Below are 13,436 nucleotides of genomic sequence, written 5' to 3' on the forward strand. Positions count from 1 at the left end.
CGTTGCCTAGGTGGTTCCCGCTGCGTGGGCAAAATAGCCACCGACCTCCGGGCCACAACCCGCTGGCCCCGCCGTGCTGGCTCGTCGGAGCTCCATAGCGCTGGCGGCGTTGCTTGACCCGTTGATCCACCACGTGCGGGACACAGGGGCTGTGGTGCTGGAGCCCGGGCTGATCGGGATGGAGTCGTACAGGTCCCTGGTCTGGGTGGCGTACTCCATCGCTTCCGATTCAACGTTGCCCCAGCACGGGTTGTAGACGCCATACTCGCCGATGTACACCGGAAGACCTTGAGCGGTAGACCAGCCGATCACTTGCTCAACGTAGGTGCGGTGCTGGGCTGCCTCGTTGCCGTACGTGTATGGCCGTGGGTTGCTGTCGGTTCGATCTTGCCCCTTCGGGAAGCCATAGCTGCTGCGGCCATAGCCCCATATGGGGTCGGTCGGTGGTTCACTGCCGTCGGTTCCGCCACCGAAGTAGTCGTGGAAGGACCACATGAGGTTTTTGCTCGACGCTGCGAACGTCGCCAGGTCCGCACTGTTTTGAGCCAGCGAGGTGTCGCCGTGGGTTGGCTCGGCCATCAGGATCTTGTTGGTGGCGGTGCTGTTGGCCCGAACGTCCTGGACGATCGCCGTGTAGTTGGCGATCATCTTTGACTGCTTGCTTTGAACCCCGCCGTCACCCTTGGGTTCGTTGATCAGATCCAGAGCCACCACGGTCTCGGACCTGTCAGCCTTGGCGCTCGTCGAGAAGTCCGAGTAACGGTCCGCAAGAGTTCGGATGTAGGTCTTGAACTCAGGACGGGCGAAGACCTCATCCTCGAGGTCCTGAGCCGTTGTCGACCACTTCTTGCACTCCGGAGTCAGGCTGGGAGCGACGATGTCCCACATCCATTTCGGGATGTCATGGGTCGCATCGGCCATCCGGGTGCTCATGCCGCACAGCGATCCGGGCCACCTTGTATGGGCGGGCACCAGGATGACGTACAGCCCCTGGGCCTTGGCTGCGTCAATCACGGTGTCCAGCTCCTGGAGTGCCACCGGGTCGACGGTGACAGATCCGCCCTGCTCGATCTGGTAGGTCGGCCAGTCCATGTTCAGCCTGATGACGTTCCAGTCGGGTGCCGAGCTGGACCCGAAGCCGTTGTTGATCTCGTCGACCACGGCCGGCGTGGTCCAGTTGGAGCCGTTGAGGTATGGGGCGTGTTTGATGTTGGCCCCGTTCAGGGTGACCGGGTCACCCTGCTGGGCGGCAGGCCAGGCTGCTGTCTTCACGAACCCGTTCGGGAAGTCGGTGCAAAACAGCTCGTCGGTAGACTGGCAGTGCGCCGGCAAGCCCGACGGTGTGGTGGCTGTGGCGACCCGGACGGTGGTCCAAACGGGCTTGGCGCCGGTCTGCTGGATCGTTCGGACTCCAACCTGATATTGGGTCTGAGGTTGAACTGCTCCGCCGCCACATCCGGCCGGCACGCTGGTGAGTGATTTCGTCGTGTTCTTGCGGGTGCCCTCCCAGGTGCTCCAGCAGTCCTCGATCGGGCCGGGGTAGGAGGTGGGTTTCAAGAACACGTCGTAGGACACGAATGGGAACGAGCCCGATGCTGCGGTCCAGTTGACTTGGATGGACGTCGGATCCGAAGTGAGGGTGACCTTGGGGGCGGCTTTCATTCCTATGTTGGTGATCTTGGCGTCGTCGAGATTCGAGCAGTTGGAGTCGGGCGGGCAGGTCCCCTGCACCGCTTTGATGCCGATGTCGACCTTGGTCTTGGCGACCGACGCGGGCATCTTCAGCCGCTCGACGTAGGTGCTCTGTGCCGACGCGTACGGGACCCATGAGCTGTTGGTTCCACCGGCCGACGATGACACCCACTGCCAAGTCGACGTTCCGGAGGTCCGCCACCAGATCTCGTAGCTCACCAGTGTCTGCCCCGTGTGTTGCCAGGTCACCTCTACGGTGCGTTGGTCCGGTTGAACGACCACCTCCGTCAGGTTTGGGGCCAGTGGCGCCGCGCTGGCGACACCGCTCAGCTGGAGAGCCGCACTTCCGATGATCACGGCAAACAGCAACGCTGCGAGCCGTTGGGCGTGAGCCTTCATGCGTACCCCTTGGGTGTGAAACCCCGTTATCTCGAATGAGAATTACGCTCTCCCGAAGAGTAGCCCGGGTCGCCTGGAAAGCAATCAGTTCTTTCGAATCTCAGCACCAAGGCTCGATCACCACTTCGTTTCCGCTGCCGTGAGCGCCTTGGTGGAGTCGCATCCCTGACCGGATGAACGGATACAGTCAACCGGTGAATCGCCTTCTCACAGTTCGTTTGCTCATGGGCTGGTCGTTGGTGATGGTGGTGACTTTCGGCGTGCCGGCGGGCGCCCAAGGCAGTCCGCCACCGGGCCCGTCCGGACTCGAGGATGCGGCGGCGTCGTCGTGTGCGGCGCCTGCAACCCACGGGTTCAACGACGTTCCCACCAACCACTTCGCCAACCTGGCGGTCGGCTGGTTGGTCGGAGCCGGCATCACCTCCGGCACCTCACCCGGCACGTACTCGCCATCGCAACCGGTCACCCCGCACAGATGGCCGTGTTCCTGTGGCGAGCAGCCGGTGGGCCCACCCCGGTGGGGCCGCACGGGTTCAACGACGTTCCCGCCGGACATTTCGCCGGAACGGCGGTCGGGTGGCTGGTCGGAGCCGGCATCACCTCCGGCACTTCACCCGGCACGTACTCGCCGTCGCAACCGGTCACCCGCGCACAGATGGCGGTGTTCCTGTGGCGAGCAGCCGGTGGGCCCACCCCGGTGGGGCCGCACGGGTTCAACGACGTTCCCGCCGGACATTTCGCCGGAACGGCGGTCGGGTGGCTCGTCGGCGACCGGATCACCTCCGGCACTTCACCCGGCAGATACTCCCCATCGAACATGGTCACCCGCGCACAAATGGCCGTCTTCCTCTGGCGCTCCTCCTGCCCGCCACCCCCCGTTGACTTCACCATGTTGACGATCACCGATGACGGGAGTTACTCGATGGACGAGTCCAATGGGGTGGTGAAGGTCACCAACGGCCAAGTTGGGAGGGGGGCGAACACGCGGGTTGTCGTGGCAAAGAGGGGAAGTCCTCCCGATTCGGTTTGTGCCACGATCGAGTCGGTGACCGGCGCGATCGTTGGTTTCGCTCAGCCTGGGGTTGCCGTGCACATTCGAACTGCGGGGGGGAGAACCACCGCACTCACGCTGACGAACAACGTCTGGGCGACCGCTAGGTGGATTTGGAATGCCCACCACATGGACAGTGGAAGTAGCGAGGGTTTCACCGGTCTCGGGTCGTTCGAGGCGCCCGGCTTCTACCGGGAAGGTCAACCGTTGCCGCCCCTCCCCTGGCGGGTCTGCGCTCGAACCGTCGGCAACACCGTGCAAGGAAAGGTGTGGAACGCAGGAGCCGTCGAGCCTGCGTGGGGGGATCCAAACTTCGGAGGTTCTGTCTCGATCCCGAGAGGGCTGGCCACAGGAGGCGAATCGGGTGTGTATGCGGGTCACCTCCAAGCCGGTCAAGGATTCAGGTTCAGCAACGTCGGCCCCGCAGCGGTAGCCGTGAGGGGTTGAACACAACGTTCAAGGCACGCCATCATGGGTTGAGCTGAGTCAAGCTCGCTACGCGGCGTCGACGATCGTGTAGGTGTAGCCCTGCTCGGCGAGGAAACGCTGGCGGTTGAGGGCGAAGGCCTGCTCGACGGTCTCGGCGGCGACGATCGTGTAGAACTCGGCGGAGCCGCCCTCGGCCTTGGGGCGCATGATGCGACCGAGGCGCTGGGCCTCCTCCTGGCGGGAGCCGAACTGCCCGGAGATCTGGATGGCCACGTTGGCCTCGGGCAGGTCGATCGAGAAGTTGGCCACCTTGGACACGATCAGCACGTCGATCTCGCCCGAACGGAACCCCTCGAACAGTTCGTCGCGCACCTTCTGGGGGGTCTTGCCGGTGATCAGCGGGGCGCCGAGGCGCTCGGCGACCTTGGCCAGCTGATCGAGGAACTGCCCGATCACCAGGATCCGGTCGCCCTGGTGGGCCGTCATCAGCTCGTCGAGGGCCACCAGCTTCGACGGCGTCGTGGCGGCCAGCCGGTGGCGCTCCGCCGGTTCGGCCACCGCATAGGCCATGCGCTGCTCGTCGGTGAGGCTGACCCGCACCTCGGTGCAGGTGGCGGGGGCCACCCAGCCCATCGCCTCCAACTCCTTCCACGGGGCATCGAAACGCTTCGGCCCGATCAGGCTGAACACGTCGCCCTCCTTGCCGTCCTCCCGCACCAGCGTGGCGGTGAGCCCCAGGCGACGGATCGCCTGGATGCGGGCGGTGGCCCGAAAAACCGGGGCGGGCAGCAGGTGCACCTCGTCGTAGATCACCAGCCCCCAACCGCGCTCGTCGAACAGCTTCAAGTGCGGGTGGCGGTCGAACATGTCGGCGTCGGCCCCGACGCCCCGCTTGGCCCAGGTGAGCACCTGATAGGTGGCGATCGTGACCGGACGGATCTCCTTGGAATCGCCCGAGTACTCGCCGATCTGGTCCTCGGTCAGGTTGGTTTTGGCCAGCAGCTCCCGGCGCCACTGATGCGCCGAGCTGATCGACGTGACGACGATCAGCGTGTGGGTTCCGGCTGTGGCGATGGCGCCCAGGCCGATGATGGTTTTGCCCGCGCCGCACGGGAGGGCCAGCACACCGTTGCCGCCCTCGATGTTGCCCTCGTGCCACCAGGCGGCCAGCGCATCGCTCTGATAGGAGCGCAGCTCGGCGGTGAGCTCGGCCCCTTCCAGCCGTGTGCCCTTGGCGTACCCGGCCTCATCCGCGGCGGGCCAGCCGAGGCGGATTAGCGCCTGCTTGAGCACGCCCCGGTCGCCATTGCGCACCGCAAAGCGGTTGCCGTCCAGGCGGTTACCCAACAGCTCGGCCACCTGCTTGTCCCGGCTGACCTCCTCCAACAAGGCCGGCTCGGCCGAGGTGAGCGCCAGGGCGGCGGTGTCGTGGTCGCGCACCAGCCGCAGGCGGCCGTAACGGCCCATCTGGTCGTGCACCTCGGCCAGCACCGACGGCGCCACCGGGTACTTGGCCAGGCCGGTGATCGTGGCGGCCACGTCGCCCGAGCTCAGCCCGGACACAGCAGCGTTCCAGAGCGACAGCGGCGTGATCCGGTAGGTGTGGATGTGCTCGGGGGCCTTGTCCAGCTCGGCGAACCGTGCCAGCTTGGCCCGGGCCTCGTCGAAGCGCGGCGATGACACCTCGGCCAGCACCGACAGGTCGCCTTGCACGATCAGGGGGTTGGTCGGGTCGCTCATGTGCTCGCTCGCTGTGAGATCGACGCGGTCAGCGCCGCCACCAGGTGGTCGTCGAAGCCGATCGGCTTCGGGGAGGGCAGAGGATCCGCCGGGTCCGGCTGGTCGACGATCCACCCGGCGATGGCATCGTCCACCGGTGGGGGCAGCAGCGCATCGGTGCCCGTCGGCGACGCCGTGGATGGTGCGCTCGGGTCGGCCGAAGCTGCGCTCCCGATCGAGGTGATGGTCGCCTCGGCCGGGGTTGAGGAGGCGAGGATCACGCCCCTGGTGGCCAGCACGTCCCGAACACGGGCGGCGGTGAGCGGCGAGGTGGCCACGCCGGCCGCCACCACGGTGAGCTTGGCCGGCTTGTGACGGGCGGCGTCGGAGATCACCATCGGGTCGGCAGCGGTGATGACGCAGCCCACCTCGGTGACCGTCACCGGCGACACCGACCCCATTGCATCGTCGATGAAACGCAGCACGGCGTCGGGCACCGGCACCGACGACCCGTCAGCGAAAAACCGCTGGACCTCCTCGGGGGAGGTGGTGGGCGCCGCCTGGGCCAGGCGCCGGGCCGAGAGCCGCCACACCGAGGCGCCGCCCTCGCTCTCCAGGTCGGCGTAGCGCATCAGCTGCGCCACCACGTCGGGGGCCATGTTCGGCGGGGCCACCACCGAATGGTCGGGTTGCACCAGGAAACTGCGGTCGCCGCCACCGACCACAGCGTTGACCGCGTCGGCCCCGCCGATGGCCGCACGCCCGGCCTCGGTCAGCCCCGGACGTCCCGGGTCGCCGATCAGGCCCAAGGCGGCGGCGGTGGTCAGGTGCTCGCTGAGTTCGTCGACGTCGTTCAGCGCCACGTGTCGCCCGGTGGCCAGCGCCATGAAGTCGCCACGCTCGATCGCCCGACCCTCGGGCATCGATGCGAGCACCGACACCAACAGCGACCGCTTGACCGACTGGGCGTACGCGTCCTCACCCCGCCCACCCTCCAGCCACGCCTCGACGAGGCTGAGCCAGCGGGTGCCCACCTCGAGCCGGTCGAACTCGGCGATGCGGCGCAGGTTGGGACGCCACCGCACGGGGTGGAACACCTTGCGACCGCGACCCCGAGCGGGCATCGCCTGGGCGTAGATCAGGCCCAGGTCGGCGGCCAGGCCCCCGAGCAGCACCCCGAGGTCCTTGTCGATGCCGGTCGCTTTGGCGGCGCTGCGCCAGGTGGCCACCGGCGCCCGACGGTCGCCCGACTTCTTGCCCTCAACCGGATGGTCGCCCAGGTGGCCCACCACGTCGCCCAGCTGGGCCACCACGCGGGTGGGGCCCATCGGGGTCTCCTGGACGGGAACACCAACGACGTCGGGCGGCGGCACCAGCGCAGGCCCCAACGCCTTGCCGCACCCGTGGGCGACCTCCATGAACAGCGTCACGCTGTCGCCCCACCCCATCGAGGCGGTGATCAGCAGGGCCTCGACCAGCTCGCCGAGCGGCGTCATGTTGCCCCGAACGGGCGCATACAGCGACAGCAGATCGCGCGAGGCCGCCCGGTACTGCACCGTGTTGGCGTTCATCAGGCTGTCGAGTGGCACCGATCCCGGCGCCTCATCGGAGTCGGTGAACCCAAATCGATCGACGGAGGTCAACTCGACGATGCGCCCGAAGAGTCGCCTGGCCTCGGGGCTCACCGACGACAGCGCCTTCTCGATCGTCGTTGGCTGGCGCAGGCCAGCGAGCACCGCCTCGCTCCGCTCGGCCTTGGTGGTGCCCGACCGTATGCCCATCCGGCGGCAGGCCGTGGCGAGGCGGTCGCTGTTGATCGAGTTCACTGCGTTCTCAAGCATCGGCAGCGGCATCGGGATGTACCGGGCGATGTCGGGGTGCGACCGCAGCCGGTCGCCGCGGAAGACCGCCAACCCGGCGATGACCAGGTTGGACGCCTCGCGGTCGACCAGCTCCGGAGGCACCTCGGACGTTTCCTGAAGGGCGGCGTCGCGGCTGACGCCGCCGTGAAATCGATCGAGTTGCAACAACCGGAGGCCCAACGGGCTGAGGCAGGGGAACAGCTCGTCGAACCCGCAGACGTGATGAAAGGGCAGCACCCGGTCCGGGGGTTTCGCAGCGGCCCGCAACACATCGGCCACGACGGGAAACGCCTGCAGCGCCGCAGCAATATCGTCGCCGGAGGGCGGATCGTTGAGGTTCCACAGTGGCGACATCGAGCAGACAGCCTACGTGTGGTGCCCGACGATCCCCCACCGGCTCCCCGTCGCTGGGCACCCGGGCGCAGGTTGACGCTTCACATACGATGCGACGATGTCCATTCAACGGAACCGTGGGCGCGGCGCCTCGCTCACCCTGGTCGTCTCGGTGCTGGTGGTCGTTTCGTCTGCCTGCGCCCCGGTGCCACGGCCCGGATCGGGTAACTTCACAGCGCGGGTGATCTCCAACGACGGCGCCTACACGGTCGGTGTGTCCCGAGGGGTGCTGACGGTGAGGAACGGGGGCTCCAGGCGGGGCGCCGACACACGAATCATCGTGACCGAGTCCGGAAGCCCAGGGAGCTCGGTCTGCGCCACCATCAAGCCCATGCCGGGCGGGCTCACCGCTTTTGCCCAGCCCGGGGTCGCCCTGCACGTTCGAACCGCCGGCGGCAGAACCACCGCCATCACGCTGACCAACAATGTCCTGTGGGGTGCACGGTGGAACTGGAACGTCCACTACATGGACAGCGGGCGTCGCCCGACCTATGCGCTCCTCGGATCGATCTCAGCACCTGGCTTCTACCGGCAGAGCATGCGCATGCCGGCCCTGCCGTGGCGGGTCTGCGCCCGAACCATCGGCAACTCCCTGCAAGGAAAGATCTGGAAGTCGGGCACGCGTGAGCCCGCGTGGGGAGACCCCAACTTCGGCGGATCGGTCACGCTCCCCCGAGGTCTTGCGACCGGCGGCGAATCGGGCGTGTTTGCAGGCCACCTCAGCCCCGGCCAACAGCTCAACTTTGGCGAGATCGGCCACTATTAGGCCCGTCCACCCTCGTTGAGCGCTGCCGCTCACCGAGGCGGAGCGGCCCAGAGTGCTTCGTCGGGCATCATGTGGCCCCCGACTACCTGGGCGACCGCACGGTCGGGGTGCGACGAGACCAGCGAGTTCCAGTCGGCGAAGCCCTCGAACACCACCGGCTCCGAGGTGAAGTTGACCGCGACCAGCACGTCGTCTGCGCCGTTGGTGTCGTCAGTACCGCCGACGCTCCGGCGCCAGGCGAGCACGCCGTCGTGATCGTGCACGATCTCATGGCCGCCCAGGCGCAGCGCATCCGACGCCGACCGCAGCGTCAGCAACCTGCGGTACAGGGCCAGCGTCGAAGAGGGATCGGCGCTCTGGGCCTCGACGCTGTGCTCGTCGGCCTCGGGCGGAAACGGCAGCCAGGTGCCGGGCGAGGCCCAGCCGTGGCCGGGCCCGATCGTCCACGGGATCGGCGCCCGGCAGCCGTCGCGTCGCCCGCCGGACGGATCGACGATCGCCTCGGGTGGCACCTCGGCGTCCTCGAGGCCGAGCTCCTCGCCGGCGTAGAGGAACGGCGTGCCCGGCAGCCCCAGCAGCAGCACGGCTGCGGCGCGGGCGACCGCCTCATCGCCCCCGAAGCGGGTGCGGTGCCGGGGGTTGTCGTGGTTGGACAGCACCCACGTGGTCTGGAAGCCCTTGGACGTGAAGTGCTCCTCGGCGCCGTCCAGGTTGCGCCGCCACGCCTCGGCCTCCCACGGCCCGAACATCGCCGGGAAGTTGAACGCCAGGTGCAACTCGTCGTCGCCCGTGCCGTAGTACTTGGCGATTCGGGCCGACTCCAGCAGGAACACCTCGCCGATCGCCACCCGGTCGTCGTACTCGTCGATCACCGAACGGATCTCCCGCACGTAGTCGTGGGTGAGCTCGGTGTCGATCAGCGCGACGGCGGGCAGGCCGGCCACCTCCTCGGGCACGTCGGCCAGTGCGGGGTCCTTACCCAGCCCGTGGACGACGTCGATGCGAAACCCGTCCACACCACGGTCCAACCAGAACCTCAGGGTGTCGGCCATGGCCAAGCGCACTTCGGGGTTGGCCCAGTTGAGGTCGGGCTGCTCGGGGCTGAACAGGTTGAGGTACCAGGCATCGGTGCGGGCGTCCCAGGTCCACGCCGGTTCGTCGGGCGGGAAGGCCCGGGTCCAGTTGTTGGGCAGCCGGTCGGGTGTGCCGTCGCGCCAGTGGTACCAGTCACGCTTGGGGTTGTCCCGCGACGAGCGCGACTCGACGAACCAGGGGTGGGCATCGCTCGAATGGTTGGGCACCCAGTCGAGGATCACCCGCAGGTTGCGGTCGTGGGCCCGGGCGACCAGCTCGTCGAAGTCGTCCAACGTGCCGAAGGAGGGATCGATGTCGCAGTAGTCGGCCACGTCGTAGCCGTGGTCGACCATCGGCGAGGTGAAGACCGGCGACAGCCAGATGGCATCGACGCCCAGCGTGGCGATGTGGTCGAGGCCGTCGATGATGCCCCGCAGGTCGCCCACCCCGTTGCCGGAGGTGTCCCGAAAACTGCGGGGATAGATCTGGTAGATGACGGCGCTGCGCCACCACGGGCCCGGTTCGGTGGTCATCGTCCCAACCTAGAGGCGGTGATACGGCGACGGGCGGGGTTTCGCCGGCGGGCGGTGCGGTGGCGGCGGGCGGGTTTCGGCGGCGGGACGCCCGGCGCCGCTCAGACGCGTTCGGTGGCGGTGGCGGTGGACGTTGTTGAGGCGGGAGCGGGAGCGACGCGCCCGGTGCGCTCCACCGACCGGCTGCGGGCCAGCGCGGCCAGCCATGTGGCGAAGGCCAGCGACACGATCGGAAAGCTGGGCGGCAGGTTGAACATCGCCGAGATGACCAGCCCGCCCCACACGCTGCCCAGGGCGATGGCGGTTGCCCCGGCGACGACGACCACCGGGCGCGCGGTCAGCGCCAGCGCAGCAGCGGCCGGGGTGACCACCAGGGCGAACAGCAACAGCGTGCCCACCACCTGGGTGGCCATGGCCACCACCAGCGCCAGCAACACAAGGAAGGCGATGGCCAAGGCCCGCACCGGCACGCCCCGCGCCTCGGCCACCTCCGGGCTGATCGATGCGAACAACAGCGGCCGGGCGATGATGACCATCGCCACGACGAGCACGACGGTCATCGCACCGAACACGATCAGCTGATCGGTGGAAATGGCCAACAGGTTGCCGAACAGCACGCTGGTGACGCTGGCGGCGCTGTCGGTCGCCATCGAGGCAAACAGCACGCCGAGCGACGTAGCGAACGCCAGCACGGTGCCGGTGGCCACCTCCCGGCGATCCACCCGCTTGCCGAAGGCGCCGATCGCCAGGCCTCCGGCGACACAAAACACCGCCAGACCCAGCGTGACCGGCGCCCCGACCAGCGCCGCGCCGGTGGCCCCGGGAAAGCCGATGTGGGCCAGGGCGTGGGCGGCGAAGGCATCCCGGCGGACGACGACGAAGTAGCCGATCAGCCCGGAGGCCAGCGCCACCAGCGTGCCGCCGATAAACGCGTGGCGCATGAACGTGGCACCGAGCACGTCAATCCAGTTCTGCTGATAGCCGATCCCGGCGAGCAGCCCCATCAGGCGTTGCGGGTGAACAGGTCACCCTGGGGGGTTCGAACCACCCCGATCGAAGTGCCGTACAGGTGGCTGAGCAGTTCGGCGTCAACCACCTTGCCGATCACGTCGTAGTGGGCGTGACCATCGAGCAGGTACACCGCGCTCGTCAGCACCTCGAGCAGCGAGTTGAGCTCGTGGGCGACGACGAACACGGTCATGTTCCGCTCGGCGGCGAGCCGGCCGAGCAACGCGGCGATCTCGCGCTGGTTGCGCATGTCGAGGTTGGCCAGCGGCTCGTCGAGCAGCAGTAGCTTTGGCGAGTTGACCAGCCCGGCGGCGATCGCCACCCGCTGTTGCTGCCCTCCGGACACCTCGGACATGCGCTCGTCTGCGAAGCCCATGGCGTCGACGGCGGTCAATGCCTCATCGACGAGCTTGCCGGGCTCCAGGTTTCCGTGGCCCGTGCCCCATCGGGTGCCCACCAACCCCAGATGCACCAGGTCGCGACAGCGCACCGCGTCGCCGACGGCTGCGGTGTAGTTCTGGGGTACGTACCCGATGCAGGGATTGCCGCGGCGAGGGGTCTCGCCCAAGACCTCGAGGCTGCCGGCGCTCGGGGTCAGCAGACCCATCAGCAACTGCAGGAAGGTCGTCTTCCCGGAGCCGTTGGGGCCGATCACCCCGACGATGCAACCCCGGGGGACATCGAAGGTGCCCTCTGACCAGATCTCGCGGCCGCCCCGAGCAACCGCGACGTCCTCAAGGTGAACCACCGTGTCGCCCGGGCTCGTCCCGACGACGATGTCCTCGGCCGGCACCCTGAGCACGGCAGGAGGCGCTGCGACATCACCGGAGGCGCGGTCGTCACTGCTGGGGTCGATCATCGGGAGGCCTTTATCGAGACAGCGTTCATCGGGATGGTCTCCATCGGGCAGCGTCATCGGGCGGGGGTTATCGGGCAGCGTCATTGGCCCAGGGCAGCGGTGAGCGAGTTGAGCTGGGCGACCTGCCAGGCGACGAACCCGTCGGCGTCGTCCGGCACCGCCTCGGTGACCTCGACCACCGGCACCTGATCGCCGTCCGCGCTGCGGCGCAGCTGATCGGCCACCGGGCCTTCACTCTGCGGGTTGACGACCAGAAGGTCCACCTTGCCCGAAGCGAGCAGGTCGTCGAACGCCGCCAGGTCGGAGGGGGAGGGTTCGGTCTCGTTCAGTGCCGCTGACCGGTACCCGGGCGGAGTGACGTTGCTCAGGCCGGCCGCCTCCAACAGGTCGTCGGCGACCGGCTCGGTCGATGCGAACGTTGCGCCGTCCCCCGCCTTCGCCAGGCCGTCGATCGCGTCGTCGTACGACTGGAGCGATTCCATCCAGGCGTCGAATCGCTCGCCGAGGTAGCCACCAGCATCGGGGCCGAGGGGGGTGAGCTGGGCGAGCTCACCGGTGATGGCCTCGGTCATGGCGCGCACCGCTTCGGGCGAGTACCAGATGTGGGGGTTGTCGCCGGTGGTGCGGCCGGCCACATCGCCCGCAACGATCACCGCCGGGCCGTCGCCCACCTGGTCGAGGGCCCGCTGTGCCCAGCTGTCGTAGCCAAGGCCGTTGAGCACGGCCAGGTCGGCGTCCTCGAAGGCGGCGCTGTCGGCGGGTGTCGGCTCGTAGTCGTGGGGATCGGCGGCCGAACCGGAGATGATCGAGTCGACCGTGACGCAGTCGCCGCCAAGTTGCTCGACGATCTGGCCCCACTGGTTGACGGTGGCCACGACGCTGACGGGTTCCACCGGGCAGTCGCCGCGCGGTGCGTCGGCAGTGTCGGTTGAGCTGCAGGCGCCGAGCGTCAGACCGAGTGCCGTGACACCAAAGGCAAGCAGCGCCCATCCACGCCGATGGTTGGGGGTGGGGGCGCTGGGGTGCATCCAAGGATGATACCCATTCTCATTGCAGCGTACGCGGTCGGCCCCTACTGGCAGTCGGCGCACAGGCCGACCAGGTCCACCTGGTGCTCTGAGGGGACAAACCCGTGCCGGTGGGCCAACTCTTCGAGTTCCCGAACGATGGTGGCCTCAACCCCGCTCGACAACGTGAAGTCCTCCACCGCCCCACACGACGAACAGATCAGGTGGTGGTGATGGTGCCCGCCGTGGGCCTCGGCCAGTTCGAAGCGGGCGAACTCGTCGTTGGTGACGATGCGCACCGCCACGCCGGCCTGCTCGAGCACGCCCAGGTTTCGATACACCGAGCTCTGGGCCAACTGCGGCTCGCGCTCCATGATCTCGGGAAGGCTTACCGGCTGGCCGATCGACGCAAGCAGTGTCACCAGCGTCCGCCGGTTGGCGGTGTACTGCTGTTCGACGGTGGCCAATGCCACGGCGACGCCGTCGTGGATCTCGTCGATCGAGGCCGGGGGCCCGCCGGAGTCGGTGTGGTGGTGGCGCAGGTTCATGGGGCGCCGTCAGCGTAGCCACGACATCGCTTCGGTCTGGTCTGTTCTGGATGCGCGTTGGGACTGCCGGGGCACGGCGGCGGTGCACGCCGTGCA

Annotated in this window: 9 protein-coding genes and 1 pseudogene; 2 read left to right on the forward strand and 8 right to left on the reverse strand. The window is 68.0% G+C overall.

The annotated features are described in order from the left end of the window. Positions 1-6: 6 nt before the first annotated feature. Positions 7-2,091, reverse strand: a complete 2,085-nt coding sequence (locus IPN02_09255; protein ID MBK9297008.1) for a cellulase family glycosylhydrolase — start codon at positions 2,089-2,091, stop codon at positions 7-9. Positions 2,092-2,333: 242 nt separating this feature from the next. Between IPN02_09255 and IPN02_09260 the strand changes: the two are divergent. Then, positions 2,334-3,589 (forward strand): annotated as a pseudogene (locus tag IPN02_09260) (S-layer homology domain-containing protein). Positions 3,590-3,637: 48 nt separating this feature from the next. Here the strand turns inward: IPN02_09260 and IPN02_09265 are convergent. Both IPN02_09265 and IPN02_09270 read right to left on the reverse strand, forming a co-directional pair. Then, a complete protein-coding gene (locus IPN02_09265) occupies positions 3,638-5,311 on the reverse strand; it encodes a DEAD/DEAH box helicase (protein MBK9297009.1) in 1,674 nt (557 codons plus the stop codon). Then, positions 5,308-7,506: a helicase-associated domain-containing protein gene (locus tag IPN02_09270; protein ID MBK9297010.1), complete on the reverse strand. Its 2,199-nt coding sequence runs from the start codon at positions 7,504-7,506 to the stop codon at positions 5,308-5,310. The genes IPN02_09265 and IPN02_09270 overlap by 4 nt, the downstream gene beginning before the upstream one ends. Before the next feature lie 97 nt (positions 7,507-7,603). Here IPN02_09270 and IPN02_09275 point away from each other — a divergent pair, with 97 nt between their 5' ends. Then, positions 7,604-8,311 carry a hypothetical protein gene (locus tag IPN02_09275; GenBank protein MBK9297011.1) on the forward strand — a complete coding sequence of 236 codons (708 nt, stop codon included), beginning with the start codon at positions 7,604-7,606 and terminating at the stop codon, positions 8,309-8,311. Positions 8,312-8,340: 29 nt separating this feature from the next. Here the strand turns inward: IPN02_09275 and IPN02_09280 are convergent, their stop codons facing one another. The 5 genes from IPN02_09280 to IPN02_09300 form a co-directional block, all read right to left on the reverse strand. Continuing rightward, complete coding sequence (locus IPN02_09280) at positions 8,341-9,918, reverse strand: DUF3459 domain-containing protein (protein MBK9297012.1); 1,578 nt, start codon at positions 9,916-9,918, stop codon at positions 8,341-8,343. A gap of 101 nt (positions 9,919-10,019) precedes the next feature. Next, positions 10,020-10,859, reverse strand: coding sequence for a metal ABC transporter permease (locus IPN02_09285; GenBank protein ID MBK9297013.1), 840 nt, complete (start codon positions 10,857-10,859; stop codon positions 10,020-10,022). A 62-nt stretch (positions 10,860-10,921) separates the two neighbouring features. Further along, a complete protein-coding gene (locus IPN02_09290; protein ID MBK9297014.1) occupies positions 10,922-11,785 on the reverse strand; it encodes an ATP-binding cassette domain-containing protein in 864 nt (287 codons plus the stop codon). 80 nt (positions 11,786-11,865) lie between these two features. Further along, complete coding sequence (locus IPN02_09295) at positions 11,866-12,813, reverse strand: zinc ABC transporter substrate-binding protein (GenBank protein ID MBK9297015.1); 948 nt, start codon at positions 12,811-12,813, stop codon at positions 11,866-11,868. Positions 12,814-12,857: 44 nt separating this feature from the next. After that, positions 12,858-13,340: a transcriptional repressor gene (locus IPN02_09300; protein ID MBK9297016.1), complete on the reverse strand. Its 483-nt coding sequence runs from the start codon at positions 13,338-13,340 to the stop codon at positions 12,858-12,860. Positions 13,341-13,436 lie beyond the last annotated feature (96 nt).

The sequence above is a fragment of the Candidatus Microthrix subdominans genome, from assembly GCA_016719385.1.
Taxonomy (GTDB): domain Bacteria; phylum Actinomycetota; class Acidimicrobiia; order Acidimicrobiales; family Microtrichaceae; genus Microthrix; species Microthrix subdominans.